This is a genomic window from Mycobacterium sp. 1423905.2 (assembly GCF_001673155.1).
In the GTDB taxonomy this organism is placed as follows: Bacteria; Actinomycetota; Actinomycetes; order Mycobacteriales; family Mycobacteriaceae; genus Mycobacterium.
Genome location: NZ_LZLE01000091.1, coordinates 1 through 3,250 on the forward strand (window position 1 = coordinate 1; position 3,250 = coordinate 3,250).

The window sequence follows — 3,250 nt, forward strand, 5'->3', positions numbered from 1 at the left end:
GCGCACCGGCGCATCGAGGACCACTCGATCACCGAGCTCGGCCGCGGCCAGTTCGGCGATTTGCTGAGTGCCGCCGGGGAAACGGTCTTGTTGCGCCCCGTTCTCGGTGTCGAGGAGCCGATTCAGGCCACCGGCGGCATGAACATAACGGGCGGCGTGCAGCATCGACACGTCGTCGGGCTCGCAGCCCCACGTCACTCGGGACATGATGGCCATCAGGTCCCGGGAAGACGCGCTGGCCCGCATCAGGCGCAGCCACTGCCCGAGCGAGACGCGGTCTAATTCGCCCGCGCGCTGCGCGTTCCAGGGCGCCGCGACCGGTACGGTCCGCGCGATGCGCTCGAACTGCCAGCGCAATCGCCCGATGTCCAGCAGCCCGAACAGCGAGAGCCTCGGGATGGTGCCGCTGTACGGTCGGGCCGAGCCGCGCCAGTAAATCAAGTTGTTGCCGTCGTGGTGGGTCGGGATGGTCGGAACCCGCAGCTCAGCTGCGAGTTCGCGCACCGCGTCCTGGGTGGGACCCACAAACGAGCCGCCCATATCCGCTGGTGATCCTGCGACGCTACCGGTATAGGAGCGGCCGCCCACTCGATCTCGGCCTTCGAACACCAGCACGTCGTGACCCTGTCGCGTCAGCTCCCGAGCTGCGGCCAATCCAGCAAACCCGGCACCTACTACGACCACGTCGACAATCCACGGGGGGTTTGTCACGCCCTCTAGTCAACCGCATCGGAGCGGATTCGTACCATGAATTGCGCTACCGCTCGTTTCGAGCTTTGTTGAAAGCCGTTTCCCGATCAGCAATCGTCGTCAGGCAGGCGAGTTGAAAATCTTCACCGCGTTGTACGGGCTGACCGATGCAGCCGAGCGGGCGCGGGCGTTGCGCGACGCCGGCGCGAGCGGCGTGGCCACCTTCGAAGGTCCGCACGACGTGTTTGCTCCTCTGACACTGGCGGCCACCGTCGGGGAACTGGATCTGATGACGAACGTGGCCATCGCCTTCCCGCGCAATCCGATCCATCTGGCGCATCAGGCCAACGATCATCAACTGTTGAGCGGCGGCCGGTTCTCCCTCGGCCTGGGCACCCAGATCCGGCCGCAGATCGAAAAGCGGTTCGGGTCCCAGTTCGATCACCCGGTCGCCCGCATGACGGAGTTGATCGCGGCGCTGCGCGCCATCTTCGCGGCGTGGGAAACCGGGGAACGGCTGGATTTCCGCGGCGACTACTACCGGCACACCCTGATGACCCCCGCATTCAACCCCGGCCCCAATCCCTATGGCGCGCCACCCATTTACGTCGGCGCATTAGGGCCACGGCTGACCAGGGCGACCGCCGAACACGCGGACGGACTGCTGGTCATGCCGTTCGGCTCGAAACGATTCCTGCACAACAACACCATGCCTGCCGTGCGCGAGGGGCTGCAGGCCAGTGCGCGGCGCGCCGAAGACTTCGCGATCATCCCGGAGATCATCGTGTCGGCCGGTGAAACCGATGAAGATCGCAAGCGAGCCGATGCGGGCACCCGCCAGTTGCTGGCGTTCTACGGGTCTACCCCGGCGTATCGCCCGGTGCTCGCCGCGCACGGGTGGGAAGAACTGCAGCCCGAGCTCAACGCGATGTCCAAACAGGGACGTTGGCAGGAAATGGGTGGGCTGATCACCGACGAGATGATGCGCACCCTGGCGGCGTGCGGCACGCCCGCCGAAATCGCCGCCTACATCCGCGACCGTGTCGACGGGGTCTCCGACACCGTGTGCCTGTATCAGCCTGCGCCCATCGGCCTGTCCACGCTGGCCGAGATCATCGACCGGTTGGCCTAGCCGCCTGCTGCGTCGAGTGTGCGCTCACGGTTTCGACTGAGCGCTGACGGTGGGGTTGCCGGCGCAATCCTGCCGTGTGTGCACGCCCGGGTGCCCGACACACTCGACGCTCACGGCGCGACGGTCAACCAGTCCGCGAATCCCGACGGGTCGTGGCGCCCCAGCGCGCCGTGCTCGAACAAGCCCCAGCCTTCGACCGGTGCCGCGTCTCCGTCGCGGCACACCGCGCGTCCGACGTGGTCGATGACGCCGAAGCCGGACCTGCCGATGATGGCCGGGTCGGTCATGTCGTAGGTAAGCCGCTCAATGAACTTCTCGCCCTTCCACACTCCGTGCAGCCAGTCCGAGTCGCCGCCGTAGCCGCCGCCGACGTGAATCGGCACGGGCAGCTTGGATTCGACATCGAAATGCACCGGCGTGCCGTCGGGGGCGGTGGCGTCGATGGTCGCCCCGGTGGGGATGCGGGTGCCGGAGCGGTAGTGGATGGTGACCCGCGGCCAGCCCAACTGCTCGACGCGGCCGTCGCGCCACACCCGGGTGCAATCGTTGAGGGAACGAAAACCGTTGGGCTCTTCTTGAATGATCAGCACAATCGCGAAGTCGTCGAACGCCATTGGCACGTACAGCCACCACATGCCTTCGAACGGCGGGTAGGCGGGCCGGCCCGCGGGTTCGGGCTCGCCGATGGGCCGGATCCCCCAGGACCGGTCGCGGCTGCCGATCCAGGTTGCCGGGTCGACGGCGATCTCCTCACCGTCGATGGCGATGCTGCCACTCCAACTGCCCAGCTGGGCGAAACGCTGCGCGTTGAGCGTCACCCGGTTGCCCGATCGCAGGATGTGCGGTTGCTCCTGCACCACGTCGAACAGACCGTCCCACGTCAAATCCGCTGCAATTCCTTCGGTTTCGTCGAGAACCAACCGCAGCTTGCGCAGCGGCTCGATGACCTCGATGCGATACCCGTTGACCCGCTGGTGCAGGCGGTCCTGGTCGATCGCATCGGACAGATGCACCGCGGTCTGCGTATCGCCGCGCCTGATCAGCACGAAGGCGTCTTTCACGCCCAGGTTCGGGTAGTAGCCGATTCCGCTGATCAGGAAGATGTCGCCGGTGCGGTCATGGGCGTTGAAGTAGGAACGGTCGTAGAAGTTGCGGTCCGACGAGCCCGCCCACGCGATCGGCTGCGGCACCTGATGTACGGGGTACTCGTCGAGCGGTCCGAGCATTAGCCATCCTCTCCGATCAGACGTTTCATCAGGCCAGCGTGGTAGAACAACGACTCCACGTCGTCGGGCTTTTCGACCTCGCCGAAGTGCACCCGTCGCGCCCCGGTGCGCATGAACACGCACGCCCACATCACGCCGGAATACACGTAGAACCAATGCAGGTCGCCGAGTTCGATGTCGGTGAGCCGTTGGTAAGTCGCGC

3 protein-coding genes and 1 pseudogene are annotated in these 3,250 nt (G+C 66.0%); 1 reads left to right on the plus strand and 3 read right to left on the minus strand.

What is annotated here, in order from left to right; all coding sequences use genetic code 11:
• A partial coding sequence (locus A9W95_RS05015) for an FAD-dependent oxidoreductase (protein ID WP_156746017.1) occupies positions 1-711 on the minus strand: 711 nt, incomplete at its 3' end.
• A gap of 112 nt (positions 712-823) precedes the next feature.
• On the opposite strand from A9W95_RS05015, the gene A9W95_RS05020 reads away from it, so the two are divergent.
• Positions 824-1,822 carry a TIGR03617 family F420-dependent LLM class oxidoreductase gene (locus A9W95_RS05020; protein WP_067409507.1) on the plus strand — a complete coding sequence of 333 codons (999 nt, stop codon included), beginning with the start codon at positions 824-826 and terminating at the stop codon, positions 1,820-1,822.
• A gap of 110 nt (positions 1,823-1,932) precedes the next feature.
• Here the strand turns inward: A9W95_RS05020 and A9W95_RS05025 are convergent, their stop codons facing one another.
• Together A9W95_RS05025 and A9W95_RS05030 are read right to left on the minus strand one after the other, a co-directional pair.
• A complete protein-coding gene (locus A9W95_RS05025; RefSeq protein ID WP_067409508.1) occupies positions 1,933-3,048 on the minus strand; it encodes a hypothetical protein in 1,116 nt (371 codons plus the stop codon).
• Positions 3,048-3,250: pseudogene (locus A9W95_RS05030) on the minus strand (phosphotransferase family protein); the annotation flags it as partial. The pseudogene A9W95_RS05030 and the gene A9W95_RS05025, both read right to left, overlap by 1 nt.